Here is a 23,382-nt window from a genome sequence, read left to right as displayed (position 1 = left end):
TGGTTCTCAGACCGGGTCCGTGCCGGGTTCGCGCTCGGGGTTCGGGCCGCCGCCGTCGCGTTCTTCGTCCGAGCGCTGCTCCGCGCGTCGATACGACCGTGCCAGGGGTGCCCGTTCGCGCCACGCCCGGAACGCCGCTCCGCCGATTGCCACTACCAGGAGGGTCGCCACGGCGAGGGTTCGGACGCGGATCGACCGCGTGCGTTCTTCGTTCACACGCGCCCTTGTCCTCGATAGCGGATATGGATTCGGGCCGGGACCGGGTCCGCCCGTGCACTCTTGTCGGGACCGTCCGTAGGGGACGAACGTGACCCAGACTCGTGACCACGTACTCCGGGTCGACCTCTCGACCGGGACCGTCCGCCGCGAACGGGTACCGGAGCGGTGGCGGCGACGGTTTCTCGGGGGCAAGGGTCTTGGCGCCCGCTATCTGTACGAAGAACTCGATGCGGGAACCGACCCGCTGGGGCCGAACAACGTGCTTGGATTCGTGCTCGGTCCGCTCTCGGGGTATCTCCCCGGAGAGACACGGTACGCCGCGGTCACGAAATCGCCGCTGACCGGCGGCTTCCTCGACTCGTACGCCGGCGGGAGCTTCCCCGCCCGCCTCGCTGGCGCCCTCCCGAACTGTCTCGGACTGCTCGTCACGGGGAGTGCCGACGCGCCCGTCGCGATTCGGGTGCGCGACGGCGACGCCGCGGTCGTCTCTGCCGCCGACCTCGCCGGCGGTGACGCCGGGGAGGTGGCGGCGGCGTTTCCCGACCACGCGGTCGCGTGCGTCGGTCCGGCGGGCGAAGCGGCGGTCAGGTACGCGACCATCGCGTCCGACGGCGGCGACCACCACGCCGGTCGAGGCGGCGCGGGAGCCGTGATGGGCGCCAAGAACCTGAAGGCCGTCGCGGTGCGCGGCGACCCGATAGAACCGACCGGGGACCTCGCGCGACTCCGCGAGGAGTACGCCGAGACGTACCGGGACCACGACACCGGCCGGTGGCTGGCCGCGGGGGCGACCATCGAGAGCCTCGACTTCGCCGACGAGACCGGTCTGCTCGCGGCGCGGGGGTGGCAGACCACGGAGTTCGACGGGAGCGAGGCCATCGGCATCGAGGCCGCCAAGGAGGCGGCCGTCGAGCGAGAGTACGCCGACGGCGACCGTCCCGGCGGGTTCCGCGTCGAGACCGACGACGGGGAGACCGTTCCGCGCGGCGCGACCGCGATGACGCTGGGCGCCGGGCTCGGTATCGACGACTTCGACGACGTCGCGTCGCTGGGTGCCCGCTGCGACCGCCTCGGGATGGACGTGATCAGCGCCGGCAACGCCGTCGCCTGGGCGATTCGCGCCGCCGACGCGGGACACGTCGACCTGGACGTCACGTTCGGCGACGCCGACGCCGCGACGGCGCTGCTGGAACGGATCGCCACCCGCGAGGATTCGGTCGCGGACGCGCTAGCCGACGGCGTCGCCGTCGCCGCCGACCGGTACGGCGGCGACGAGTTCCTGCCGACCGTGAAGTCGATGGCCGTGCCGTCCTACGACCCGCGGCGCGCCGGCAGCATGGCGCTGGCCTACGCGACCAGCGACCGCGGCGGCTGTCACCGCCGCGCACGACCGTTCGAGGAGGAGGTCTTCGAGGGCGAGTGGTCGCTCGAAAAGCAGGTCGGAGCGGTCACGACCGCACAGGACGTCCGGTCGGTGCTCTGGAGCCTCCCGGCGGACGACTTCCTCGGCGAGACGTTCGACGACCTGGGCGCCGAGTGGCTGACCGCCCTCGGGCGGGAGTACGACCCCGACGACCTGTATCGACTCGGCGAGCGGGTCTGGACGCTCGTCCGGCTGTTCAACGTCCGGGAGGGGTTCGACAGAACGGACGACGACCTTCCGGTCACCTTCCGAGAGCCGCTCCCCACCGGCGAGGGGGGTCGCATCGACTCCGACGACTTCGAGCGGGCGCTCGACCGGTACTACGCCGCCAGGGGGTGGGGACCGAACGGCCGCCCGCTCGCCGAGACGCTCGCCCGACTCGACCTGGACGACGTCGTCGACGACCGGACTCCCCTCGACGAACCCGGCACGTCACCGGTTCGGTGAACCGCGGGCGCGACGAACGGCTCGCCGCGAACCCAGTCGGTTCACCGAAGCTGCATCTGCTCGGCGCGCTCGGCAGCGAGTTCGGTGATCTCCTCGACGGTGCTGTCGGAGCGGTCCGCGAGCACTCGGAGCATCATCCCCAACTGGACGGTGGCCGTCTCCCGCAGCTTCTCGTCTTCGACGTCGTTCCCGAAGTAGTACTCGTGCTGACCGTCCTCGCGAACGAGTCCGGCGTACACCGAGACGAGTTCGTCCCCGGTGACCGCTTCGGCAGCCCGTTCCTGAAGCTCCTCGAACTGGAGGTCTTCCATCGTCCCGGAGAACGGAACGGCGCTCCCTCAACCCTTCGATGGCCGCCGTCGGCGCGCAGTCCTGTTCTCGTCGCGCAGTCGTCGCGTTCCCCGCCCGCTGGTGCGGACCGCGACGCGGGAGTATTAGTTGCTCGACCTCGCACAGTCGACCGATGACACGAATTCGGTCGATTGCGTTCCTCGTCGGCGTCCTCGTCGTCGCGTTCGTGCTGGGACGGTACGTGCGGCGGGACGCGCCGGCCCTCGAACCGCCGTTCTGAGACGGCGACTCCTCGAAGTCCCGTCGCCGCGGACCGTCGATTCACGCCGCGGCCGGGCCGACGGCCGCGTCAGCGTCCGCCGAAGGGAGTTCGATGGAACCAGCGTCGGTCGCTTGCTCTCCTCACCGTTCGCGCTTCGCTTCCCGCCCGAGTTCGCGTTCGACGGCGTCCACCTTCTCGCGGGCGCGTTCGTCGGTCGTCCGCTTGTCGTCTATCTTCAGGAAGGTGCTCACCCGGTCCGCGTCGACGGCCTTGTGGGCGGCGGCGACGGCGTCGAGCAGCGTGTCGACGTCTTCGGCTTCGACGACGGTCCCCATGGGGTTCGTCTCGTAGGAGACGTCGAACTCGTCGAGGGCGGCCACGGCCTCCGCGACCTCCTCGGCCATGCTGTCTTCGACGACCGGCGCGACGCTCAGCAGTGCGATGACTGTCATGGTCCGACCTCGTGTCTCCGACGGCCTAACTCTACGGGCTCCGAAATCCGAACGGTTTTTCCGTCGCGCTTCGACCTCCGGACATGGACGCGTTCGGAGAGGCCGCAGTGGCGGCCTGCGAGGCGGCGGGCGAGTATCTCGTCGCTGAGTTCGAGCGAGCCGAGACGACCGCCGACTACGGTCCCAGGGACGTGAAAGCCGAGGCGGACCGTGGGGCCGAACGCCGGGCGCTCGACGTTCTCACGACCGCGTATCCCGACCACGCGGTCTACGCCGAGGAGTCCGGCGAACGGGACGGCGACGCGCCGTACCGCTGGATAGTCGACCCGCTGGACGGGACGAACAACTTCTGTGCGGGCATCCCCTACTTCGGCACCGCGGTCGCGCTCCTCCACGAGGGTGACCCAGTGCTCGGCGTGGTCCACGACCCGCTTCACGACGACACCTACGTCGCGCGCCGCGGCGAGGGCGCGACCTACGACGGCGGCCCGGCCCGCGCCGACAGCGACGTGCCGCTCGACGGCGCGACGGTGGCGTTCGTCGTCGGCCTCGATGCGGTCGAGGACGCGGACCTGCGAGCCCGCAGCGAGGAGCTGAAGGGCGCGCTCGCCGGCCGGTGCAAGCGCGTGTGGGAGAGCTGGGCGCCCGCGCTCGACTGGGGGCTGCTCGCCCGGGGCGACATTGAGGCGGTCGTCGCCTTCCACCCCGACGCCATCGAGCAACACGCCGGCTGGCTGCTAGCGGCGGAGAGCGGCGCGCACTGCCACCGCGAGGGCGACCTGTTCGTCGCCGCCGGGAGCGAGGCGTCGCTCGACGGCCTGTGCGACGCGCTGACGTGAGTACGTCGACACCGGTCCGGTCGGGGCGGGGAGCGACCGCCGCGAGCGGCCGGTAGCGGGTCGGACGACGAGCGTCGCGCGGCGACCGACTATGCTAGGGACGGGGATTAAGCGCGAGTGTCGTCCTGTGATACCATATGTCATCCCAACAGGGGCGAGACGAAAACAGCCTCGCGCGGGAGATGGGACTGTTCGGCGCGATGAGTACTGTCGTCGCGGGGACGCTCGGGGCCGGACTGTTCGTCACGCTCGGGACGGCCAGCAGCACGACCGGCCCGAGCGTCATCCTCGTGGTCGTGCTGTCGGGCATCCTCGCGATGAGCATCGCGGTGAACTACAGCTGGATGGCGACCATCTTCCCGGCCGCCGCGGGGTCGTACGCCTACGTCTCCCGGACGTTCGACAGTCGGCTGCCGGGCTTCCTCGTGACGTGGTCGAAGTGGCTCGGGTACATGGCCGCCGACGCGGTGCTCGCGCTCGGCTTCGGTAGCTATCTCCAGGTGTTCTATCCGGCCGTCGACCCGAAGATAGCCGGATTCGCGCTGTTGACCGTCCTCTTTCTCGTCAACATCGTCGGCACGAAGGAGTACAGCGTCAGCCAGAACGCCATCTTCGCCGTGCTGATGCTGGCCATCCTCGTGCTCGTCATTCCCGGGTCGTTCAGCGTCGACCCGGCGAACTACCAGCCGTTCTTCACGGGCGGGTTCGACGGGTTCGTCGCCGCCGCCGTCCCGCTGTTCTACGCGTACATCGGCATAGCCGTCGCGGGCCAGATGGGGGCGGAGGTGAAAAACCCCTCCCGGAACCTCCCGCTGGCGATGGTCGGCGGGACGTTCGTGCTCATCGTCCTCTACATCTGGACCGCCGCCGTCATCTACGGCGTCGTCGGCGACTACACCGTGCTGGCGAACTCCGACCGGCCGCTGGCGACCGCGGCGGAGGCGTTCCTCGGCGACAGCGCCACCGCCGTCGTCGCGTTCGGCGGACTGCTCGCCACCGCCTCCAGCGTCCACGCCGTGATGGCCGCCGGCATCAAGATGCCGTACTCGTGGTCCTGGGACGAGGTGTTCCCGAAGCAGTTCTCGGCCACTAACGACCGGTTCGGCACGCCGCACTGGTCGCTCCTGACGCTGTACGTCGTCGCCGCGGGACTGACGTTCTGGAGCACGGGATTGAGCCAGGCGCTGGCCATCGCCACGTTCAGCTACCTCATCGCCTACTGTGCGGTGTCGGTAACCCTGCTGTACGTGCGCTGGAACCGCTCGGACCTCGTCGAGCAGGCCGGCTTCGACTACGGCTGGCTCACCCCCGTGACGGGCGTCGTCGGCGCCGTCGGCGCCGCCGGACTCCTGTCCGAGGCGTACAAGGGGTCGCTGAGCATCTACGTCCCGTGGCTCGCCGTCGGCGTCGTCGTCTTCTCCGTCTACTGGTATCTCGGCCAGCAGCGCGGGACCGACGTCGGCGCCATCCTCGACACGCTGCCGGGCGTCGCGAGCGACGAGCGCGAGGACCCGACCGTCCGGGGAGGTCCCTCGGATGACTGACGGGGCCGCGACGGACGAGGGACCCGCGGTCGGGGGCGGGGCAGGAGCGGTCGCGGACGCCATCGACGCCGACGAGACCGTCGACCTCCTGCAGGAGATGGTCCGCATCCCCTCGCCGTACTTCGAGGAGCACGACCTCGCGGCGTTCGTCTACGAGTGGCTCTACGCCCGCGACCTCGACCCGGAGTACCACCACGTCAGTGAGCCGGACATCACGGAGTACGAGGGCGACAACGTCGTCGCGCGACTGGAGGGGAGCGACCCCGACGCGGCGACCGTGCTCCTCAACGCCCACATGGATACCGTGAAACTCGTCGAGGACTGGGAGGAAGACCCCTGCTCGGGTCGCATCGAGGACGGCAAACTGTATGGCCAGGGGGCCTGCGACATGAAGGGCGGCCTCGCGGCGGTCATGGTCGCGTTCGACGCACTGGCCGACGCCGACCTCGCCGGCGACGTGGTGCTGACCGCCGTGGTGGACGAGGAGGGACCGTACGGCCTCGGCACCGACCGACTCATCCGGGACGGCCGCATCGAGGACTGCGACGCCGCCGTCGTCACCGAACCGGGACCCATCCTCGCCCAGGAGGACGTCGACAATCCCGCGCTCCTGCTCGGGGCCCGGGGACGATTCCTCTACGACGTCGAGGTCCGCGGTCGCGCCGCGCACGGCTCACAGCCAAACGAGGGCGTCAACGCGGTCGTGGACGCCGGGCGCGTCGCGGAGGCGCTCTCGGAGATGGACGTCGGCTCGCATCCGAAACTCGGCGACGGCTCTGTCTGCCCGCTCATGCTGGAGGGCGGTAGCCAGACGCTCTCGGTGCCCGAGCGCGCCCGCCTGATGGTCGACCGCCACGTCGTCCCCGGCGAGGACGAGGACCTGGTGCGCGAGCAGGCCGAGGCCGCGATAGCGTCCCTCGACGTCGGGAGCGAGGTCGAGGTCGGCTTCAGGGAGGCTCCCGACCCCGGCATCGTCTACGGACCCTACGTCACCGACCCGGACCACGCGCTCGTCGGCGCGCTCGCGGACGCGACGCGCTCGGTCGCGGGCGTCGACCCCGAGTACGGCTACTTCGCCAGCGTCGGCGATTTCAACTACCTCGGTCACCGCGCCGAGTTGCCGACCGTCATCGTCGGTCCGGACGGCGAGAACATCCACGGCGCGGGCGAGTTCGTCTACACCGACGAGGTGGTCGAGACCGCCCGCATCGTCGCCGAGGGGGCCCGGCGGTTCGTGGGCTGAGCGGGATCGACCCGTCTCGGCCTCACCCCTTTACTTCTCCGCGCGAGTAGACGCCGTCCATGAGCGACGAGACGGATCACGCCGACCACGACTGGCCGGTTCTCGAATCGCGAGTCGAGTACGAGACGGGCTGGTACACCGGCGGCTACGACCTCGTCGAACAGCCGGACGGCTCGACGAAGAAGTACTACTGGGCGGAACTGCCGCCCGCGGTCGTCGTCCTCGCGCACGCCGCCGACGAGGTGGTGTTCGTCGAGCAGTACCGTCCCACCGTCCGGGAGACCTGTCTGGAGTGCCCCGCCGGCATCGTCGAGGACGGCGAGTCCTACACGGAGGCGGCCCGGCGCGAACTCCGGGAAGAGACGGGGTTCGACCCGGACGGTCTCGCGCTGCTGGAGCGCTTCGACGTGGCGACCGGCGTGTTGCGCCACGAGCGCGGCATCGTCTACGCCGAAGGGCTGACGCCCGTCGAGCGCGACCTGGACGACAACGAGTTCCTCTCGGTCCGCGCGCTACCGGTCGAGGAGGCGCTTTCGGCCGCGCGCGAGCCCCCGACGAACGACGCCACCATCGAGGCGCTGTTGCTCGCCCGCGAGGAGGGCCTGCTGTGAACCGGGAGGAATCGCCCGGCTGCCGGACGTTAGCGCCGACACTGCCGGCGTCCGGGGAACGCGACCGCGAGAGGCCGGAACCGACTTGGGCCACGCGCGGACAGGAGTCGGCATGACCGACGACCAGCGCGAGGCGGAGTGGCCGGTCCACGACTCGACGGTCACCTGGGAGACCGAGTACTTCGACGCGGGCTACGACCGCGTCGAGCGACCGGGCGGCGAGCGCGCGAACTACTACTGGCTCTCGCCCGGCGACTCCGTCTCCATCGTCGCGGTCCACGAGGGCGAGGTGGTGATGGTCGAACAGTACCGACCGCGCCAGCGCGAGCGGTTCCGGTCCTGTCCGGTCGGCGCCGTCGACCCAGGCGAGTCCTTCGAGGAAGCGGGCCGGCGCGAACTCCGGGAGGAGACGGGCTACCGCGCCGCCGCCGTCGAACTGCTCCAGCGCTACTACTCGGAGGGCTGGCTCCGCAAGGAGCGCGGCGTCGTCTTCGCCGACGGGCTGACACCGGGCGAACAGGACACCGACGAGGGCGAGTTCGTCGACGTCGTCACGGTGCCGGTAGAAGAGGCCATCGAGACGGCCCGCGGGGAACCGACGAACGGGTGGACGCTCACGCCGCTGCTGCTCGCCCGCGAGGAGGGCCTGCTCTAGCGCCTGCCTTTACAGACCGCCCGGAGCATCGGTGCGCGGCGACCGGCCGTCTCGTCGTCGCGCTCCTCCCGCTCCTCGTCGCCCAGGAACGCCATGTGGGTTGGTACCTTGCGACCCATATCGAGTACCGAGATACGGGCGCGAGCCACTAAAGCGTTCTCCGGGCTCCGCCGACTCACCCGAGGCTGGCGAGGCGGTCGAGCGCGTAGACGGTCCGGAGCACGTCGCCGGCCTTGCCCCGGTCGAAGATGAGTTCGTCCGTCCGGATGACGTGGTCGAGCACGTCGCGGGAGGCGTGTTCCGGCGCGGCCGCGATGCCGGCGTCGTGCTCCGCCACCCACTCCATGACCCGGAGGTCGCTCTTGCTGTCGCCCATCACGAGCGTGAATGGGTCGTCGACGCCCAGCACCTCCAGCGCGGCCTCCACGCCGACCACCTTGTTCAGTTCCAGACTACCGATCTCCGCGGCGTCGCCCTCGTAGTACGCCACGTCGACGCGCTCGAAGGTGGCCCGGACGTCCTCGGGCACGTCCGCCGGGTCGCAGTCCGCGGTGTCGCCCCGGCTCTCCAGGACGCCCCGTATCTCGGGGTCCTCGGCGGCGTAGTGGGCGCGCGCCCAGTCGGGGCCGGCCGACGCGTCCTCGCCGGCGACCGTCTCGCCGAGCAAGTTGAGCATGTGGACGAGCGCGTCGTCGATGACCTCCACCGCGTCCGGACTGCCGGTCTCGAAGTTCGGCTTCATGGTCACGTTGAACTCGTTACCCTGGAGGTGGGTACACCGGCGCAACTCGTCCGGGGCGTCGGAGAGCACGCGCGACCGTATCTCGTCGAAGGCGTCGCGAATCTCCTCGTCCAGGTCCTCGTACAGCAGACGCTTCGTGTCCGCGCCGTGACCGGGCGTGAAGACGCCCGTCCCGGCCTCGTAGACGATGCTCACGTCGCCGGAGTGGACCAGCTCGTTGCCCAGCCCCTGGATGGCGAAGCCCTTGACGTTCTCCAGGGTCTGGCCGGTGCAGACGACGATGGGGACGCCGCGCTCGTGGAACTCCGTGAGCAGGTGCAGCGTCTCCCGTGGTATCTCGTTGTCCGTCCCGCCGGCGGAGCGCAGCGTCTCGTCCACGTCGAGCACCAGCGCGTTCACCGGGCGCCCGTGGGAGTTGTACAGGTCGAGCGCCGTGAACGCCTGGTCACGGGTCGCGTGCGCGGCCACGTCGGCGTACGTCTCGCCCGCGTCGAAGGCGTCCCGGATGGCGTCTTTCCGTTCCTCCATGTCGTCGCTGGCCGACTGCCAGTGGTCGAGCGCGACCCGCGAGTCGACGGGCGGGAACAGATCCACGAAGTCCTTGTAGGCGCGCAGCGTGTCCGTGTCGAACTCGTCGTAGAGGCGGAAGAGCGCGTCGTACCGTTCCATGGCGGTAGTGGGTCGCTCTCGGGGATAAAGTTCGGGGACCGTCACAGTTTCCGCCCCCGCCATCACAATCGTCTTCAGCGGAGACCGAGTACTTCGAATCGAGATGTCGTCGTTGCTGGAGACAGATCGGCGAGTGCTCGCGCTGGCGCTGGCCCGGATGGCCGACGCGGTCGGCAACTCCTTCCTCATCGTCGTTCTCCCGGTGTACATCGCCGAGGGAGCCGTCTCGGGGTCGGCGTTCGGCCTCACGCAGACGATGGTCACCGGCGTCGTCCTCTCGCTGTTCGGCTTCCTCAACAGCTTCACGCAGCCGTTCGCGGGCCGGCTCTCCGACCGGACGGGCAAGCGCAAGGCGTTCATCCTCTTCGGCCTCGCCGTTCTCGTCGTGACGAACGTCGCCTACGCGTTCGCGGGGACGTACCTCTCGCTCATCGTCGTCCGCGCCCTCCAGGGCGTCGGCGTCGCGTTCACCATCCCCTGCACCATCGCACTGGTGAACGAACTCGCGACGACCGACACCCGGGGCGGCAACATGGGCGTCTTCAACACGTTTCGCCTGCTCGGCTTCGGAATGGGGCCCATCGCCGCCGGATCGGTGGTGGAACTCGGGCCGTACTCGTTCGGCGGCTTCGCCGTCAACGGGTTCGAAGCCGCGTTCTACGTGGCGGCGGTCGGCGCGCTCGTCAGCTACCTGCTCGTCACCCTGCTCGTCAACGACCCCGAGAGCACGGAGGCGAACGCGGGCGAGGACCTCTCCGTCTCGCTGCGCGACGGAGACGGCGGACTCGACCCAGTGTTCACGCTCGGACTGGCGACGCTGTTTCTCGCGGTCAGCATCGCGCTGTTGTCGACCATCGAACCGCGCATCAACGAGCGCCTCTCGCAGGGCAAGACGTGGTTCGGCCTCCAGTTCGCTGTGTTCGTCCTCGCGCAGGTCGTCCTCCAGACGCCCGTCGGCAGCGCCAGCGACCGCTACGGTCGCCGGCCGTTCATCCTCGCCGGCCTCGTCCTGCTCGTCCCGTCCACGCTCGTCCAAGGGTTCGTCGCCACCTCGACCGGGATGCTCCTCGCGCGTCTCGTCCAGGGGGTCGCGGGCGCGCTGGTGTTCGCTCCCGCGCTCGCGCTCGCCGGCGACCTGGCGCGCGAGGGCCAGTCCGGCACGCAACTCTCCGTGCTGACGATGGCGTTCGGACTCGGCACCGCCGTCGGTCCGCTCGCGTCGGGGTTCCTCGTCCGGTTCGGCTTCGCCACGCCGTTCGCGTTCGGCGCGACGCTGGCCGCGGTCGCCGCGCTGCTGGTGTACTCGCAGGTCGAGGAGACGGTGTCCCGGGAGGCCAGCGACCCCCAGGCCGCTCCGCAGGACTAGCGACTGCGCTACCGGTAGGCGGGGTAGAGAGCCGATACCCGTCTCCTCGCTGCGACGGTCGACGGACGGTCCGTCGCTCACCGCCCGGTTCAGACCGCGACTTCGAGAACCGGGGTGTCGCACGCCCGGCAGGTGAGCGTGACGACCTCGGCAGTTCGACAACACGACTCCACCGTCTCCTCCGCTAACGCGAGTTCGCCGTCGCAGTTCGGACATCGTTCCAGGAACACCCGCACCGCGTGGAGGAGTTGCCCCCGGTCACCGAGGTCCCACGCGTCCCATCGAGGGAGTCGCTCGCGGAGCAACGGGCCAGCAGCCACGTCGGCGACCAGCGCTGCCTCCGAGGGCCAGACGGCGACCGGCGTCCCGTCCCGAAGCACCGTGGCCGCGGGTTCGTTGACGTACTGCTAACTACCGTTACGTCCGGGGACGACCGAACCGGTCGCTCGCCCACGGTACCGACGGCGTCAGTTCTCTCAGCCCGGTTCCCAGGACGTAGCCGACGGTCCCGAGGACACCCCCGTAGAGGAGGGCCATCTCCAGGGGGAACGTGACCGCGTAGTGCGGCGCGACCGCCGACGCCCAGTGGTTGGTCGCCCAGCCGACCACCGGACCGCTGGCGAGGAGGATAGAGGGGACGAGTCCGGCGTCGACGGCCGCACCGAGCGCCGCCATGGCGACGATGGCCACGGCGGCGACCAGGAAGAGTTCGCTGACGCCGCCCGCGTACGTGGGTAGCGACCGTTCGATGCGAAGGTAGCTGTTGCGTGCGGCCACTTGCTGTGCGACGACCCCCGCGAGACCCACTGCGGCGACGGAAGCGCCGGCGGCGCGTTCGCCCCTCCCCACGAGGTTGGACCGCGCCGCCGACGCCACCCCCCGCAGACTCGACGCGTCGTCCTCCGCTTCCCGGAGGTCGTCCAGCACCTGCTCCGCGACGACGTCCGCGCCGTTCTCGTAGGCGGGCGCGTCCGGCGGCGACGAAACCGCGTCGAGAACGTCGAGCGGTTCGTCGGCCACGGCGAACCCGGCGGTGTCCGACCGGTCCAACATCTCGGCGACGGCCTCCTGTTCGCCCGTCGCCGGAACGACGACGCAGGGCGTCCCCGCGACCGCGGCGTCCATGACGGTCGAGTACCCCGAGCAGACTACGGCGTCCGCACCGCGGATGTAGGGGAGCAGCGACGGGACCGGCTCCCAGTCGTCGTCGCTCACGTCGAGAACGTCGTAGCCCCGGCGTTCGAGAAGGTCGGCGACGCGGTCCAGTTCCGAGAAGTAGCTCGGAACTAGCACGACGTCCGGGGCGTCGACCGCTTTCCCGTCGCCGTCGAGCGCGACCGGCGGGACGCGCGTCGCGTTCGCCGGGTCGACGGCGGAGGGGGACCAGACGGCCGGGTAGAAGAACTCCCGCGCCGTCGCGAGCTGGAACTTCGTGTGGAACGCGGCCCCGGTTCGTTCGAGGCGGTCCCGGTAGAGGCCGGGCGCGTCGTGTTTGACTACGTACAGCGGCGTGCCCGTGCGCTGGGCGGCCATCGCCGCGAACATGTCGTCGGTGACGAGGGCGTCCGGGTCGGTCTCGCGCAGCCACCCGACGTAGTCGGTCACCCGGTCGGCGCTCGCGGGGACGCTCTCCGAGACGACGCGGCCCAGCGACCCCTCCTGGTAGGTGTCGACGTAGTCGACGACGGCGGGTTCGAACTCGTCGTAGCCGTTCAGCGCGACGAACTCAGTGCCCGCTCCACCGCCGGCCATCAGCACCTCGGCTCCGGACGCTTCGAGCGCGTTCGCGATGGCGACCATCCGGGTCGCGTGACCCGCGCCTTCCGGATAGTGAGCGACTGCAACTGTGGAGGGCATAGCGTGGAATCTCCTTCGGATAGGCGTGCCCAGCGGAGCTAAATTAAATTTGTGCTACAGTTCTCGGCCGGATGCCGAGGAGACGGACTACTCGAACTCCGGTTCCCGGTCCTCGACGAACGCCGCCATCCCTTCGCGCTGGTCGTGCGTGCCGAACAGCGAACTCCAGAGCCGCCGCTCGTAGCGCAGTCCCGCCGTCTGGTCGCTCTCGTGGACCTGGTTCAGCGCCTCCTTCGCCGCCTCCAGCGCGAACGCGGGCTTCGCCGCGAGGTCGTCCGCCATCTCCGCGACGTAGTCGTCCAGCTGGTCGTGGGCGACGACGTCGCCGACCAGCCCCATCTCGTGGGCGTCCTGGGCGTCGACGCGCTCGCCGAAGAAGACCAGTCGGCGCGCGAGTTCGTCGCCGACCAGCCGCGAGAGGCGCTGGGTCCCGCCCCACCCGGGGACGATGCCGAGGTCGATTTCGGTCTGGCCGAGCACGGCGTCCTCGCTGGCGACCCGGAGGTCGCAGGCGAGCGCGAGTTCACAGCCCCCGCCGAAGGCGTAGCCGTTGATGGCCGCGATGACGGGGGCGGGGAACGTCTCGATGGCGTCCGCCACCTCGTGGCCGAGTTCCGCGTACGCCTGGGCCTCCGCCGTCGAGAGGTCCTGCATGTAGCCGATGTCCGCACCGGCGACAAACGCGTCCTCGCCCGCGCCCGTCAGCACGAGCGCGTGGGCGTCCGCCGCCTCGGCCTCCGCGAGTGCCTCCTTCAGCGACGTCAGCGTCTCGACGTTCATCGCGTTCAGTCGGTCCGGCCGGTCGACGGTGAGCGTGGCGACGCCGTCCTCGACGTCCAGTCGAATCGTGTCCGACTCTGGCATGGAGGGAGCGTCGTCCGGCGGCGAGGTAAGCGTTCTGGAGGTCGAGCGTCGACCGACGGACTCGCATTCACGGTTACTGCGAGAACAGAGAGAAGCGTAGACCGCGGGACGTCGGGGTGCCGCGTCAGCTGATGAACTTGTTGTCGCGCCAGTCGACGCCGCCGCCCGAGGAGTTCTCGTTGCTCGGGCCTTCGACGACCTCGATGGACGATGGGCGGTCCTCGCCGTCGACGATGCGGGTCGCCTCCAGTTCGCCGTTGCGCTCGGCGATGGCGGTCAGCGTCCCCTTCTCGGCCTGTCGGGCGAGATTGCAGAGCACCTCGAACATGGGGTACTGGAGTGCGCTGTTCTGGAGCACCGTCTCGCGGTCGCCCTTGAACGCGGCCATCTCGACGAGTTCGCCCAGCGGCTCTTCCTCCTCCTCGACTTCGTCGCCCCACTGGGGCTTGTTGCGTCGCTCTTCTTCCTCTTCGGTGAACACTCGCGTCTCGTTCACGCTCGCCTTCAGCTGCGCCGTCGGCGTGTACTTGCTGATGCTCTCGTCGGTCGAGACGGCGCTGATGATGAGCGTGTTGTTCCGTCGCGTGATGTCGACGCTGTCTATTTCGCCGGGTAGCTTCGGGTCCTCCTCGAAGTAGTCGTAGACAGTTTCCAGCGGCAGTTCGAGCGTCGAGTGCAGTCGGTATACCTGACTCATTTGTTGTCGTGTGGTCCGTCTCCCATCGGCTGTTCACGGTACTGTACGCGTTCCGAACTTATAGGGTCTGTCCTTCCAGTCGCGCGCGCGGCGACCGGACGCCTGACCCCCTCACGTTCGGAGCGTCTCGGCGAGGTCGCCGCGTTCGTCCATCTCCGCCAGCACATCGCTCCCGCCGACGAACTCGCCGTTCACGAACGTCTGTGGAATCGTCTCCCAGCCGCTGTGGCGTTCCAGCGCCTCGCGGTACGCTTCGAGGTTGTCGAGCACGTCCACCGTCTCGAACTCCTCCTCGCGGTGCTTGCCGAGTAACTCGACCGCACGCCGCGAGTAGCCACACTGGGGCATCATCCGCGTCCCCTTCATGAAGAGGACCACGTCCTCGTCTTCGAGCAGCGTGTCGACGCGTTCGCGGACCTCCTCCGCACTCAGTTGCTCGCCGGGCGTGAACGTCATACGGTTACGTTCGCCCCCCGTACGCAAAGAAGTTGCGACTCGTCAACCGCTGTCGACCGCGCTCGACGGCGAGTGAGACGGTCGTTCGGACGGCGGTGAGCCTCCTTCGAGACGGGTGACGCCGCCGTCGACTACTCCTCGCTGCCGACGCCGATGACCTGGACGAGCGAGTAGACGGGGACGCCCTCGATGTCGTCGATGCCCTGCTTGTCCGCGAGCACGACGCAGGCGACCGGGTTACCGCCCTGCTCCTCGATGGCCTCGATAGTCTCGGTCATCGTCGTCCCGCTGGTGATGGTGTCGTCGACGACGTAGCAGTCGCGGTCGCGGATCTGGGCGAAGTTGCGCGAGAAGCTGCCGCCGTACTCGCCGTACTCCTCGATGTCGCCCTCCTCCCACTGGTGTTTCCGGGGGGCGTACGTCCCGAGGTCGGTGTCGAGCTCGCGCGCCACCGTCGTCGCCAGCGGCGCGCCAGCCTTCTCGATGCCGATGGTGAGGTCGACGTCCTCGCCGTGTTTCGACAGCAGGTCGGCCATCGCCGCGCCGACGTGCCCGAGGCGAGCGCTGTCCCGACCGACCGCGCTCCAGTCGACGTGGATGTCGTGCGGACCGCCCGACGGTTCGGGGGTCGTGGCCGCCGTCCCGCTGCGTTCGACCAGCCAGCTCGCCGTCTCGCGCGAGACGTTCAGTTCGTCGGCTATCTCTCCTTTCGAGAGGCCGCGCTCGGTCAGTTCCGCCGCACTTTCGATGAGATCGTCTACGTTCTTCATTGAGTGTGGAATTTAACCGCCGTCTTTATTGTCGTTTCGTCGTCCTCGAACGCCTGTTCGAACTCCGACACGTCGTACGAGCCGGTGACGAGGTCGTCGAGTAGCCAGGCCGGCATGTCCGACAGCGTCTCCGTGGCGGCCTCGAAGTGGCGGCGTCCGGAGTTGACGCTGCCGACGAGCGCCTTGTTCGTCATCACGAGTTCGCGGTGGAGGTCGCCGCCGTCGACCTCGAACGTCCACGAATCGGGGACGCCCAGGAGCGCGGCGACGCCGTTCGGCGCGAGCGCTCCGACCGACTCGAAGGCGTGTTTCGCGTAGCCCGTCGCCTCGTAGACGAGGTCCATCGGTTCGTGGACGTCCGGAATCTCGGAGACCGGCGTCTGCCGCGAGTCGACGTACGTCGCGCCGAGGTCCTCGATGACGTCGATGGTCGGGTCGGGACGGTCGCGCCGCCCGAGACAGTAGGTGCGCTCGAAGCGGTCGTCGAGCATGGCGAGGGTGAGAAGTCCGAGGCTGCCGTTGCCGAGCACGATGGCCGACTCGGGCCGCCAGTCGAACGCCGACCGCGAGGCCTCGGCGAGTTCCAGCGCTTTCTCGGAGATGCTTACCGGCTCGACGAGGAAGCCCCACTTCGCGAGCGAGTCAGGTATCGTGACGAGATACTCGGTCGGGCTGGTGAAGTACTCGCTCATGAACCCGTGCGCGCCGGAGATGCCGCGCTCGACGGTCTCGTCCGGCGGAGCCATGTCGGGCTGGCCGCGCTCGAACCACTCCGTCGGCCCGTCGGCGGGCGGTCGCCGGACCGTGGGGACGACGAGGTCGCCCTCGCGGAGGTCCGTGCCGTTCGGGTCGGCGACGACGCCGACGGCCTCGTGGCCGAGGACGAGGTGGTCGTCGTCCGCCGGCAGTTCGCCGTGGCGGCCGGCGATGACCTCGTGGTCGGTGCCGTCGACGCCGACGCGAAGCGTCCGCACCAGTACCTCCCCGGGGTCCGGGTCGGGCCGCGGTTTCTCTATCAGTTCGGGGGCCGTCTCGCCCCGTCGGAGTGCGACTGCTTCCATACGTCCCCCTCGTTTCCGCGAGGGCAAAAGATTTATTCTTTTTCGAGTAAATAGTTCGAATGCAGCGGATGGTCGCCTTCCGTCCGCAGTGTCGGCGCTCACGTCGACCCGAACGCCTGTCAGAACCGCCGTCTCGACCATCCGCTCCGCCTGTCCTCTCGTCTACCGCTACGCCCCGGATTCCATCGCTTTCCGCCCTATCGTTACTTCACCGCGGCGTCTCGCCATCCATCGCCGCTCTCCTCCATCGCCACGTCCGCACGCTCACCGGCCCACGGACAGATTCACGTTCCGAGCGGTCGTACGTAAACTATGGTAACGCTGTTCACCGCGATGCGGGCGGCGCTGCTGGTCGCCGAACGTAACGACCGCGGGACGTGGACGGCCCGGCAGCGACTCGACGGCGATGGGGTCGAACCGGAGTGCGTCGCCGCCACGGGGTCGACGGTCTTCTGTGGCACCTTCGACGACGGACTGTATCGCTCGACGGACGGCGGCGAGTCGTTCGAACGCGTCGGCGAGGAGACGGTCGGCGAACGGGTGACGTCGCTTTCGGTCAGCCCGGACGGGACGGTCTGGGCCGGCACGGAACCCAGTGCGGTCTACCGCTCCGGCGACGACGGGGAGACCTGGACGGAGAAGGAGGGGCTGACCGACCTGCCGTCGGCGTCGGAGTGGTCGTTCCCGCCGCGGCCCCACACCCACCACGTCCGGTGGATAGAGCCGGCACCCGACGACCCCGACCATCTCTACGTCGGCATCGAGGCCGGTGCCCTGGTCCAGACGCACGACGGCGGCGAGACCTGGGAGGACCGCGTCCCGGGCGCGCGCCGGGACAACCACTCGCTGACGACCCACCCTGACGTCCCGGAGCGCGCGTGGGCGGCGGCCGGCGACGGGTACGCCGAGACCGACGACGGCGGCGCGACCTGGGACCACCCCCAGGACGGACTGGGCCACCGCTACTGCTGGAGCGTCGCCGTCGACCCCGGCGACCCCGACACCGTCCTCCTGTCGAGCGCCAGCGGACCCCGATCGGCGCACAACGCCGACGCCGCCGAATCGTACGTCTACAGGAAGCAGGACGAGGAGTGGGCGCGCCTCGACGGCCTGCCGACCGGCGAGGGGGTGCTCCGGGCCGTGCTCGCGGCAGGGTCGGACGCGGGCGAGGCGTACGCCGCGAACAATCGCGGTCTGTTCCGGACCCGCGACGCCGGGACGACGTGGTCGCGGCTGTCGGTCGACTGGCCCGCGGCGTTCGAGAGCCGGACGGTCCGCGGACTGGCCGTCGTCGACTGACGAGCGGAAAAGGAACCCCCGATGGGGTCGGTTAGCTTCCCGTCAGCGTCACGTCTTCGAGGTGGACGCCCACGTTCTCGACCACTATCGTCGTCCGGCCGAACTCGTACGTCTCGCCGTCGACGGTTATCGTCACGCCGTCTATCGTGGTCTTCGATTTCTCGACGGTGAACGCCCGGTCCTCGACGGTCGCGCTCGGAAGGCCCTCCCCCGAGATGGTCGTGTCCGAGACGGTGACCGTCGCGTCGCTGATGGTGATGTGCTGGCTACCGATTCTGGTCGTATCCCCGCCCCCGCCGGCCGTCGCCGTGGCGACGCCGCCGCCGAGCAGAAGCGCACAGGCGAGTGCGGTCACGAGGAGTCGTCGCGTCGTTCGCATGGCATCCCGGCGTTCGACCGGGGTCGGAAAAAGGACGGGTGTCGGTTCAGTGGCGTTCACGCCGAATCTGCGTCGGCTTACGCCGGACAGTCGGGGCCTGACCGCCGTCGACCGGCGACCGACCGGTCTACGACCGGGTTAAGCCGGCCCTGACTGCGTCGACCGGCTCACTCGGCGGCGATGACGTCGTCGATGCGGACGATCATCGTCGCGGACTCGGTCGCGCTCTCGACGGCCTCGCGCTTGACGGCGGCCGGGTCGAGCACGCCCTTCTCGACGGGGTCGGCGATCTCGCCCGTCTCGCCGGTCGAGATGATGCCGGCGCGGCCCTCCTCGTCGTCGTTGGCGGCGCGCAGGTCCACCAGCGCGTCGATGGGGTCCATGCCGGTGTTTTCCGCGAGCGTGCGGGGCAGCACCTCGACGGCGTCGGCGAACGCCTCGACGGCGAGCTGCTTGCGGCCCTCGATGCCGGCGGCCTCGTCGCGGATGCGCGAGGCGAGGTTTATCTCGGTCGCGCCCGCGCCGGGGACGACGCCGCCCGTGTCGACGGCGGCGGTGACGACGTCCAGCGCGTCCTGGAGGGCGCGTTCGAGTTCGTCGATGACGTGTTCGGTGCCGCCGCGGACGAAGACGGTGACGGACTGGGCGTCCGCGCCGTCCTCGACGAATACGCGGTCGTCGTCGTCGTACTTCTCCACGTGGACGCTGTCGGCGTGACCGAGTTCGTCGTCCTCTATCTCGTCCGGCTTGCTGGTGCGCTGGCCGCCGGTCGTCTGCGCGATGGTGGTCGTCGTCTCGTCGTCGACGTCCTCGAACGCGAGGATACCGTTCTCGGCGAGATACGCCGCGGTGCGGTCGTCGATAGAGGAGTGCGAGAAGACGACGTCGACGCCGGCCTCGGCGATGGCGTCGGCGAGTTCGCGGAGTTGACGCTCCTCGGCGTCCATCGCGGCCGTGAGCTGGTCGACGTCCTCGACCGTGTACTCCGCGTCGACCTCCGTCTCGCGGACGCCGAAGGTGCCGTCGGTCGCGAGGACCGTGGCGTCCTCGACCGAGCGCGGCATGTTCTTGTGTGCCGGCTCGGCGTCCTCGACGAGGCCCTCGACCAGTTCCGTCGCGCTGGAACTCGCGCCGACCTGCGTGTGGACGCGCACGGCGTCGCGGTCGACGCCGTCCTCGCGCTCTGCGCGGCGGATGGCGTCGACGACGACCTCGGCGAGGCGCTCGGTCGTCACGTCGCCGGTGCCCTTGCCCGTCATGCTGGACTCGGCGACCTGCCGGAGGAGGTCGTCGTCGACGTCACCCTCCAGGGTGAGGTCGTCGACGACGTCCATGGCGATGCCGCGGGCCTGGGCGTACCCCTCGACGATGGTCGTCGGGTGTACGTCCTGTTCGAGGAGGTTCTCGGCCTTCGCGAGCAGTTCCCCGGCGAGCACGGCCGCGGTCGTCGTACCGTCGCCGACCTCTTCCTCCTGGGTCTCGGCGACCTCGACGATCATCTGAGCGGCGGGGTGCTCGATGTCCATCGTGTTCAGGATGGTCGCCCCGTCGTTCGTGATCGTCACGTCGCCGTCGTCGGTGACGAGCATCTTGTCCATCCCGCGGGGGCCGAGCGTCGTGCGTACCGATTCGCTGACGGCTTTCCCCGCCGATATGTTCGACGACTGGGCGTCCTCGCCCTGCGTTCGCTGGCTGTCCTCGCTGAGGATGAACATCGGTCGTCCACCTCGTCCCATGCGCCGCTGTCCCTGACCTGATCCTGACATCGTGTTAAACGATGTTTGATATTCTATATATATTTTTCCATCCAGCTTCGCCCCGTCACGCCGAGACACACGTCTTCTAGCCGATAACTACAAACGGGGATACGGTAGAAAGACGAGTCGATGCTGGAACTGGAGCACCGCTTTCGCGTCGTCGACGTTCACTCCCGACTCACGCTCGACGATGCGGTGACGGCGCGCGGGCGAGCCATCTCGCCCGAGAAACTGGAGCGCGAGATGCACCAGGCGGGCGTCGTCGCGGCCGTCGTCTTCGCCGGCCCACGAGAGGGGAAGAGCTACCTGAAAGCGAACAACGCCGTCGCCCGGCGGAGCGTCGACCGACCGTTCGTCGCGTTCGCCCGCATCGACGGTCCGCGGGACCCGACCGGCAGCGCGACCGCCCGCCTCCGGAACCTCGGCGCGCGCCGCAAGGACCACCACACCTCGCCGGAGGACGTCGAACAGTACGCCTACGACGACCGCTTCCACGGGTTCAAACTCGACCCCGTCTCCGACGGCCTCCCAACCGACGACGTGCTCGACTGACTGGAGGACGTCGACCTCCCCGTGCTCGTCCGCGCGGGACGGGGCTTCCCGCCCGCGTCGGCGGCCGAGACGCTGCTCGACCGGTCGTTCCCCGTGGTCCTCTCGCACTTCGGCGGCTTCCCCCTCGACCGCGACCTGATGGACGACGCCATCGACCTGCTGGCCGACAACGACGACTGCTACCTCGACACGAGTTTCGTCCGCTACCGCGAACCGCTGGAGCAGGCCGTCATGGAACATCCCGACCGCGTGCTGTTCGGCAGCGGCGCGCCCAGCGCCCACCCGAACGTCGCCGTCATGGAGGTCCTCACCCTGGACGTGCCCGAGGACGCGATGCGGAAGGTGTTCTCCAGGAACCCCTCCCGGGTCGTCGACGGCCTCGCTCCCGAGAACTAGAACTCCGTTTCGACGCTCGCGGCTGTTCGCGTACCGTCCGAACCTCAGCGCCAGTCGTATCGCTCGACGGCGCGGTCGGAGCGGGAGGAGAGTCCGGCCGGATTCCGCGACTCGCTCCGGTCGGCGAATCGCGCTCGCAACCCGTCCACGGCGCCGAGCACGATGCTTCCGACGACCTGCTTGCCACCCCCAAACCACAGCGACGGTTCGGCGTCGCCGGCGACCACCTCGCGGGCGACCGACCGGGCGTCTGCGAGCGCGTCCTGGAACGTCCGTCGGAACACCGTCAGCCGCGGGCCGTAGTTTTTTACCATCCGGTAGGCGAGCGCGCGGTACTTCGTTCCCCAGTCGCGCTCGACGCCCTCGCCGTCGTCGCCCGACTCGACGCAGACCGACGACGACCAGGTGACCGCGCTGCCCTGGCCGGCGAGTCGGTGCGCGCAGTCGCGCGCGCCGCCGGTGTGGAGGTTCTCGTCGAAGCCGTCGACCGATTCCAGCGTCTCGCGCTCGAACGCGACGTTCTCGCCGGCGAAGTAGGTCACGTCGCGGCCAGCGATGGTCCGCGTCTCGACCGACTCGGTGGTCATCCCCGCCCGGACGGCCCGGTGGACGGGACCGGTCACTACCGTCGCGCCGTCGTCCATCGCCGCGGCGACGCCGTCGCGCCACGTCTCCTCGACGGTCACGTCCTGACCGACCAGCGCGACGACGTCGCCCGTCGACTCGGCGATACCGGCGTTGCGCGCCACGTTGAGGTTCCGGTCCGACACCTCGACCAGCGCGCTCACGTCGTCGCGTTCCTGCAGCATCCCCGTGGTGCCGTCGGCCGACGGGCCGTTGACCACGACGACTTCGGCGTTCGGGACGCGCTCGGCGAGTGCGTCGAGGCACGCGCGGAGACGGTCCCGGCCGTTGAGCGTGGGGACCACCACGGAGAGATCCATACCGCCCTCTCATATTCCCGACCCGTAAAAGCGCTCCGGGACCGTACTACTGCTCCGGGGTCACTCGACCGCCGCGTTCCAGTAGGAGACCGAGGCGAGACTGTCGCCGACCGGGGTCTCGCCGAGGGTCGTGTCGATGTCGCGGAAGCGACTCGCCACGCTGTCCGGCATCTTCCGGTAGAAGCCGTACGGCAGCACCCAGTCGTGTTCGGCACCGACGAGCGTGAGTCCCGTCTCGTCGAGCAGCTTCTCCACGTCGTCGGGCGAGTAGAGCCGGGACCCCATCGGCAGCAGCCAATTGTAGAGGCTCCGGGTGCTCGGCCCGGCAAACGTGTCGAAGAAGACCTGTTCCTTGGCGACCCGACGCATCTCGCTCAGGAACGTCGCGGGGGTGTCTGCGAGGTGGAAGAATCGCATGGCCAGGACGACGTCGAAGTGGTCGTCCGGGAACGGCAGTCGACCGGCGTCGCCACGCATGAACTCCAGGTGGTCGGCGACGCCCGCGTTGCGCGCCTTCCGCCGCCCCTGCTGGAGCATCGGCCCGGAGATGTCGAGGCCGACGATGTTCGCGCCCCGTTCCGCGAGCATGACCGTGAATCGGCCGGTACCGCAGGCGATCTCGAGAACGTTCTTCTCGTCGACGGGCCCCAGCGCGTCGAGCACCGCTTGCTTCTCGCGCCGGTCGATGAGTCGTCCCCCGCGAGAGAATCGCTTCTCTTCGTACTCCTCGGCGACCTCCGTGGCCTGATACCACTCCTGCCCCTTCACGCTTCTCTCACACGGGAATACTCCGCCGGGGGGATAAAATGGTACTGAATGCGTCTCGCCGGGGGCGTGTCGCCGGAGCGCCAGGACGGTCGCGGCGACACGCGACCGCCGATAAATTGTATAGCGCAATATAGAATCGTCCGTCGGTGGCGACGAGCGACCGACCCGACGTCCGGGCGGGACGGCGACGAAGAACTCGTCTGAGAGCCCGACCCCGAGTAGTTCGGGGCCTGCTCGTGGCCGGCACGCCTTTCCGGTCCCGCGGTCAGTGTTCACACATGGGTGAGTTCTCCGTCCGAACGTCCGCGTTCACGCACGGCGAGGCGATACAGACGAAGTTCACCTGCGAGGGCGACGACGTCTCACCGTCGCTCACCGTCGGGGACGTTCCCGACGACGCCGAGTCGCTGGCGGTGGTCGTCGACGACCCGGACGCGCCGACCGCCACGTTTACGCACTGGTTGCTCTGGAACCTCCCGCCGGACACCGTCGAAATCCACGAGGACGTCCCCCAGGCGGAGACAGTGGGGACGCTCGACGGGGCGGTGCAGGGCACGAACGACTTCGGCGAACTCGGCTACCGCGGCCCCTGCCCGCCGGAGGGCGACGGTCCCCACGAGTACCGGTTCACGGCCGTCGCGCTCGACGAGACGCTCGACCTCGCCCCGGGCGCGAAGCGCCGGGACCTCGACGACGCGATGGAGGGTGCTGAGATAGCCAGCACCCGGCTCACCGGTACGTTCGAGCGCTGACGCCCGGACGCCGCTTCGGACCGCCGGTCGCGGCGACAACCCTCCGCAATCGATTTACCCGGTCCGC

General features: G+C 69.3%; 25 protein-coding genes and 1 pseudogene. 10 read left to right on the top strand and 16 right to left on the bottom strand.

Annotation, left to right across the window (positions count from 1 at the left end; translation table 11 throughout):
* Positions 1 to 6 precede the first annotated feature (6 nt).
* Complete coding sequence (locus tag ACRYA2_RS05220; RefSeq protein WP_433624942.1) at positions 7 to 216, bottom strand: hypothetical protein; 210 nt, start codon at positions 214 to 216, stop codon at positions 7 to 9.
* A gap of 91 nt (positions 217 to 307) precedes the next feature.
* On the opposite strand from ACRYA2_RS05220, the gene ACRYA2_RS05215 reads away from it, so the two are divergent.
* A complete protein-coding gene (locus ACRYA2_RS05215) occupies positions 308 to 2,089 on the top strand; it encodes an aldehyde ferredoxin oxidoreductase family protein (RefSeq protein WP_433624941.1) in 1,782 nt (593 codons plus the stop codon).
* A gap of 41 nt (positions 2,090 to 2,130) precedes the next feature.
* On the opposite strand, the gene ACRYA2_RS05210 is transcribed toward ACRYA2_RS05215, so the two are convergent.
* Both ACRYA2_RS05210 and ACRYA2_RS05205 read right to left on the bottom strand, forming a co-directional pair.
* Positions 2,131 to 2,400, bottom strand: coding sequence for a DUF8113 family protein (locus ACRYA2_RS05210; protein WP_433624939.1), 270 nt, complete (start codon positions 2,398 to 2,400; stop codon positions 2,131 to 2,133).
* A 382-nt stretch (positions 2,401 to 2,782) separates the two neighbouring features.
* The gene (locus ACRYA2_RS05205) at positions 2,783 to 3,094 is read right to left on the bottom strand and encodes an MTH1187 family thiamine-binding protein (protein WP_433624937.1); all 312 of its coding nucleotides are present in this window, start codon (positions 3,092 to 3,094) and stop codon (positions 2,783 to 2,785) included.
* An 83-nt stretch (positions 3,095 to 3,177) separates the two neighbouring features.
* Here ACRYA2_RS05205 and ACRYA2_RS05200 point away from each other — a divergent pair, with 83 nt between their 5' ends.
* The 5 genes from ACRYA2_RS05200 to ACRYA2_RS05180 all read left to right on the top strand — a co-directional run bounded on the left by ACRYA2_RS05200 (position 3,178) and on the right by ACRYA2_RS05180 (position 7,986).
* Positions 3,178 to 3,933, top strand: a complete 756-nt coding sequence (locus ACRYA2_RS05200) for an inositol monophosphatase family protein (RefSeq protein ID WP_433624935.1) — start codon at positions 3,178 to 3,180, stop codon at positions 3,931 to 3,933.
* Between the two features lie 137 nt (positions 3,934 to 4,070).
* On the top strand, positions 4,071 to 5,477 hold the full coding sequence (locus ACRYA2_RS05195) for an APC family permease (RefSeq protein WP_433624933.1): 1,407 nt from the start codon (positions 4,071 to 4,073) through the stop codon (positions 5,475 to 5,477).
* Positions 5,470 to 6,720 (top strand): M20 family metallopeptidase, encoded by a 1,251-nt coding sequence (locus ACRYA2_RS05190; protein WP_433624931.1) that lies wholly within the window; start codon positions 5,470 to 5,472, stop codon positions 6,718 to 6,720. Before ACRYA2_RS05195 ends, ACRYA2_RS05190 begins: the two co-directional genes overlap by 8 nt.
* A 59-nt stretch (positions 6,721 to 6,779) precedes the next feature.
* Positions 6,780 to 7,331 carry an NUDIX hydrolase gene (locus ACRYA2_RS05185; RefSeq protein WP_433624929.1) on the top strand — a complete coding sequence of 184 codons (552 nt, stop codon included), beginning with the start codon at positions 6,780 to 6,782 and terminating at the stop codon, positions 7,329 to 7,331.
* 112 nt (positions 7,332 to 7,443) lie between these two features.
* Positions 7,444 to 7,986: an NUDIX hydrolase gene (locus tag ACRYA2_RS05180; protein WP_433624927.1), complete on the top strand. Its 543-nt coding sequence runs from the start codon at positions 7,444 to 7,446 to the stop codon at positions 7,984 to 7,986.
* Here ACRYA2_RS05180 and ACRYA2_RS05175 read toward each other — a convergent pair.
* Complete coding sequence (locus tag ACRYA2_RS05175; protein WP_433624925.1) at positions 7,983 to 8,105, bottom strand: hypothetical protein; 123 nt, start codon at positions 8,103 to 8,105, stop codon at positions 7,983 to 7,985. The two genes, ACRYA2_RS05180 and ACRYA2_RS05175, sit on opposite strands and share 4 nt — an antisense overlap.
* Before the next feature lie 56 nt (positions 8,106 to 8,161).
* Positions 8,162 to 9,397, bottom strand: coding sequence for an HAD family hydrolase (locus tag ACRYA2_RS05170; RefSeq protein WP_433624923.1), 1,236 nt, complete (start codon positions 9,395 to 9,397; stop codon positions 8,162 to 8,164).
* Positions 9,398 to 9,500: 103 nt separating this feature from the next.
* On the opposite strand from ACRYA2_RS05170, the gene ACRYA2_RS05165 reads away from it, so the two are divergent.
* Complete coding sequence (locus tag ACRYA2_RS05165; protein WP_433624921.1) at positions 9,501 to 10,763, top strand: MFS transporter; 1,263 nt, start codon at positions 9,501 to 9,503, stop codon at positions 10,761 to 10,763.
* Positions 10,764 to 10,852: 89 nt separating this feature from the next.
* Here the strand turns inward: ACRYA2_RS05165 and ACRYA2_RS05160 are convergent, their stop codons facing one another.
* The 7 genes from ACRYA2_RS05160 to ACRYA2_RS05130 form a co-directional block, all read right to left on the bottom strand.
* Positions 10,853 to 11,143 carry a DUF8054 domain-containing protein gene (locus ACRYA2_RS05160; RefSeq protein ID WP_433624919.1) on the bottom strand — a complete coding sequence of 97 codons (291 nt, stop codon included), beginning with the start codon at positions 11,141 to 11,143 and terminating at the stop codon, positions 10,853 to 10,855.
* A 37-nt stretch (positions 11,144 to 11,180) separates the two neighbouring features.
* On the bottom strand, positions 11,181 to 12,620 hold the full coding sequence (locus ACRYA2_RS05155; protein WP_433624917.1) for a glycosyltransferase: 1,440 nt from the start codon (positions 12,618 to 12,620) through the stop codon (positions 11,181 to 11,183).
* Between the two features lie 87 nt (positions 12,621 to 12,707).
* Positions 12,708 to 13,484 (bottom strand): enoyl-CoA hydratase/isomerase family protein, encoded by a 777-nt coding sequence (locus ACRYA2_RS05150; protein ID WP_433624915.1) that lies wholly within the window; start codon positions 13,482 to 13,484, stop codon positions 12,708 to 12,710.
* A gap of 124 nt (positions 13,485 to 13,608) precedes the next feature.
* Complete coding sequence (locus ACRYA2_RS05145) at positions 13,609 to 14,181, bottom strand: DUF7110 family protein (protein ID WP_113277087.1); 573 nt, start codon at positions 14,179 to 14,181, stop codon at positions 13,609 to 13,611.
* Between the two features lie 111 nt (positions 14,182 to 14,292).
* The gene (locus ACRYA2_RS05140) at positions 14,293 to 14,637 is read right to left on the bottom strand and encodes a glutaredoxin family protein (RefSeq protein ID WP_113277088.1); all 345 of its coding nucleotides are present in this window, start codon (positions 14,635 to 14,637) and stop codon (positions 14,293 to 14,295) included.
* A 131-nt stretch (positions 14,638 to 14,768) separates the two neighbouring features.
* Complete coding sequence (gene gfcR / locus ACRYA2_RS05135; RefSeq protein ID WP_433624911.1) at positions 14,769 to 15,407, bottom strand: transcriptional regulator GfcR; 639 nt, start codon at positions 15,405 to 15,407, stop codon at positions 14,769 to 14,771.
* A complete protein-coding gene (locus ACRYA2_RS05130) occupies positions 15,404 to 16,468 on the bottom strand; it encodes a glucose 1-dehydrogenase (RefSeq protein WP_433624908.1) in 1,065 nt (354 codons plus the stop codon). Before ACRYA2_RS05130 ends, gfcR begins: the two co-directional genes overlap by 4 nt.
* 312 nt (positions 16,469 to 16,780) lie before the next feature.
* On the opposite strand from ACRYA2_RS05130, the gene ACRYA2_RS05125 reads away from it, so the two are divergent.
* A complete protein-coding gene (locus ACRYA2_RS05125; protein WP_433624906.1) occupies positions 16,781 to 17,767 on the top strand; it encodes a WD40/YVTN/BNR-like repeat-containing protein in 987 nt (328 codons plus the stop codon).
* A 31-nt stretch (positions 17,768 to 17,798) separates the two neighbouring features.
* Here the strand turns inward: ACRYA2_RS05125 and ACRYA2_RS05120 are convergent, their stop codons facing one another.
* On the bottom strand, positions 17,799 to 18,146 hold the full coding sequence (locus ACRYA2_RS05120) for a right-handed parallel beta-helix repeat-containing protein (RefSeq protein WP_433624904.1): 348 nt from the start codon (positions 18,144 to 18,146) through the stop codon (positions 17,799 to 17,801).
* Between the two features lie 167 nt (positions 18,147 to 18,313).
* Positions 18,314 to 19,912: a thermosome subunit alpha gene (thsA, locus tag ACRYA2_RS05115; protein ID WP_433624901.1), complete on the bottom strand. Its 1,599-nt coding sequence runs from the start codon at positions 19,910 to 19,912 to the stop codon at positions 18,314 to 18,316.
* A gap of 120 nt (positions 19,913 to 20,032) precedes the next feature.
* On the opposite strand from thsA, the pseudogene ACRYA2_RS05110 reads away from it, so the two are divergent.
* Positions 20,033 to 20,851, top strand: a pseudogene (locus ACRYA2_RS05110) (amidohydrolase family protein).
* Positions 20,852 to 20,895: 44 nt separating this feature from the next.
* On the opposite strand, the gene ACRYA2_RS05105 reads toward ACRYA2_RS05110, so the two are convergent.
* Both ACRYA2_RS05105 and ACRYA2_RS05100 read right to left on the bottom strand, forming a co-directional pair.
* Positions 20,896 to 21,795: a glycosyltransferase family 2 protein gene (locus ACRYA2_RS05105; protein WP_433624898.1), complete on the bottom strand. Its 900-nt coding sequence runs from the start codon at positions 21,793 to 21,795 to the stop codon at positions 20,896 to 20,898.
* Positions 21,796 to 21,855: 60 nt separating this feature from the next.
* On the bottom strand, positions 21,856 to 22,563 hold the full coding sequence (locus ACRYA2_RS05100; protein WP_433624895.1) for a class I SAM-dependent methyltransferase: 708 nt from the start codon (positions 22,561 to 22,563) through the stop codon (positions 21,856 to 21,858).
* 278 nt (positions 22,564 to 22,841) lie between these two features.
* On the opposite strand from ACRYA2_RS05100, the gene ACRYA2_RS05095 reads away from it, so the two are divergent.
* The gene (locus tag ACRYA2_RS05095) at positions 22,842 to 23,315 is read left to right on the top strand and encodes a YbhB/YbcL family Raf kinase inhibitor-like protein (RefSeq protein WP_433624892.1); all 474 of its coding nucleotides are present in this window, start codon (positions 22,842 to 22,844) and stop codon (positions 23,313 to 23,315) included.
* Positions 23,316 to 23,382 lie beyond the last annotated feature (67 nt).

This window comes from Halomicrococcus pelagicus, from assembly GCF_050954125.1.
This window is presented reverse-complemented; position numbering and strand designations above follow the sequence as displayed.

What these genes read in the sequence shown, in the direction of transcription:
- ACRYA2_RS05145 (WP_113277087.1), bottom strand. Translation starts at nt 14,181, where the DNA reads ATGAGTCAGGTATACCGACTGCACTCGACGCTCGAACTGCCGCTGGAA.
- ACRYA2_RS05120 (WP_433624904.1), bottom strand. Translation starts at nt 18,146, where the DNA reads ATGCGAACGACGCGACGACTCCTCGTGACCGCACTCGCCTGTGCGCTT.
- gfcR (WP_433624911.1), bottom strand. Translation starts at nt 15,407, where the DNA reads ATGAAGAACGTAGACGATCTCATCGAAAGTGCGGCGGAACTGACCGAG.
- ACRYA2_RS05190 (WP_433624931.1), top strand. Translation starts at nt 5,470, where the DNA reads ATGACTGACGGGGCCGCGACGGACGAGGGACCCGCGGTCGGGGGCGGG.
- ACRYA2_RS05205 (WP_433624937.1), bottom strand. Translation starts at nt 3,094, where the DNA reads ATGACAGTCATCGCACTGCTGAGCGTCGCGCCGGTCGTCGAAGACAGC.
- ACRYA2_RS05130 (WP_433624908.1), bottom strand. Translation starts at nt 16,468, where the DNA reads ATGGAAGCAGTCGCACTCCGACGGGGCGAGACGGCCCCCGAACTGATA.
- ACRYA2_RS05125 (WP_433624906.1), top strand. Translation starts at nt 16,781, where the DNA reads ATGGTAACGCTGTTCACCGCGATGCGGGCGGCGCTGCTGGTCGCCGAA.
- thsA (WP_433624901.1), bottom strand. Translation starts at nt 19,912, where the DNA reads ATGTCAGGATCAGGTCAGGGACAGCGGCGCATGGGACGAGGTGGACGA.
- ACRYA2_RS05210 (WP_433624939.1), bottom strand. Translation starts at nt 2,400, where the DNA reads ATGGAAGACCTCCAGTTCGAGGAGCTTCAGGAACGGGCTGCCGAAGCG.
- ACRYA2_RS05095 (WP_433624892.1), top strand. Translation starts at nt 22,842, where the DNA reads ATGGGTGAGTTCTCCGTCCGAACGTCCGCGTTCACGCACGGCGAGGCG.
- ACRYA2_RS05150 (WP_433624915.1), bottom strand. Translation starts at nt 13,484, where the DNA reads ATGCCAGAGTCGGACACGATTCGACTGGACGTCGAGGACGGCGTCGCC.
- ACRYA2_RS05170 (WP_433624923.1), bottom strand. Translation starts at nt 9,397, where the DNA reads ATGGAACGGTACGACGCGCTCTTCCGCCTCTACGACGAGTTCGACACG.
- ACRYA2_RS05165 (WP_433624921.1), top strand. Translation starts at nt 9,501, where the DNA reads ATGTCGTCGTTGCTGGAGACAGATCGGCGAGTGCTCGCGCTGGCGCTG.
- ACRYA2_RS05195 (WP_433624933.1), top strand. Translation starts at nt 4,071, where the DNA reads ATGTCATCCCAACAGGGGCGAGACGAAAACAGCCTCGCGCGGGAGATG.
- ACRYA2_RS05180 (WP_433624927.1), top strand. Translation starts at nt 7,444, where the DNA reads ATGACCGACGACCAGCGCGAGGCGGAGTGGCCGGTCCACGACTCGACG.
- ACRYA2_RS05140 (WP_113277088.1), bottom strand. Translation starts at nt 14,637, where the DNA reads ATGACGTTCACGCCCGGCGAGCAACTGAGTGCGGAGGAGGTCCGCGAA.
- ACRYA2_RS05175 (WP_433624925.1), bottom strand. Translation starts at nt 8,105, where the DNA reads ATGGGTCGCAAGGTACCAACCCACATGGCGTTCCTGGGCGACGAGGAG.
- ACRYA2_RS05185 (WP_433624929.1), top strand. Translation starts at nt 6,780, where the DNA reads ATGAGCGACGAGACGGATCACGCCGACCACGACTGGCCGGTTCTCGAA.
- ACRYA2_RS05200 (WP_433624935.1), top strand. Translation starts at nt 3,178, where the DNA reads ATGGACGCGTTCGGAGAGGCCGCAGTGGCGGCCTGCGAGGCGGCGGGC.
- ACRYA2_RS05105 (WP_433624898.1), bottom strand. Translation starts at nt 21,795, where the DNA reads ATGGATCTCTCCGTGGTGGTCCCCACGCTCAACGGCCGGGACCGTCTC.
- ACRYA2_RS05155 (WP_433624917.1), bottom strand. Translation starts at nt 12,620, where the DNA reads ATGCCCTCCACAGTTGCAGTCGCTCACTATCCGGAAGGCGCGGGTCAC.